This is a genomic window from Diaphorobacter sp. J5-51 (assembly GCF_001023515.1).
GTDB classification, from domain to species: Bacteria; Pseudomonadota; Gammaproteobacteria; order Burkholderiales; family Burkholderiaceae_C; genus Diaphorobacter; species Diaphorobacter nitroreducens.
In genome coordinates, this window is the sequence record NZ_JSYI01000062.1 from 1 (window position 1) to 475 (window position 475).

Consider the following 475-nt stretch of genomic DNA (forward strand, 5'->3'; position numbering starts at 1 on the left):
CACCGTTCTATCGGTGACTTGGTAGCCGAGCGACTTCAGCTTCTCAGTTGTTCGATCTTCGTTGTCGGTGATGAACCACAAGGGGCACCCATTGGCCTGCGCGACTATGCCGTTCTGTCGCCCGAGATCCTCGCCTTGCATGTCCACGAAACAATGCCAGCCGTGCCAATAGGCGAAGAACTCTTCCGCGAGGTCTTCGATCATCTCCCCCTGCATGATCTGCCCGAACACGACGGCCGCGCGCTGCAGGCACGCCAGCGACTGTCCGACAGGATCGTAGATGTCCAGAACGACGGTGCCCTTGGCGAGATAGCAAAGCCCGCCATCTGCGCCAAGATGAGGAACCGCTGCGGGCAGCTCAGGAGGGATTTCCAGCAGCCGGATGCGAGGCAAGTCGAAGAACGTGGGGTCGAGCTGGACTTCGCACGGGTGCGTATTCCACGCGATGGCGGACACGATTCCATGCTGATGGCGG

The 475-nt window shown here is 60.4% G+C and carries 1 protein-coding gene; it reads right to left on the bottom strand.

Annotation, left to right across the window (positions count from 1 at the left end):
- A partial coding sequence (locus OX89_RS08940) for an E2/UBC family protein (protein ID WP_304413781.1) occupies nucleotides 1-456 on the bottom strand: 456 nt, incomplete at its 3' end.
- Between the last annotated feature and the right edge of the window lie 19 nt (nucleotides 457-475).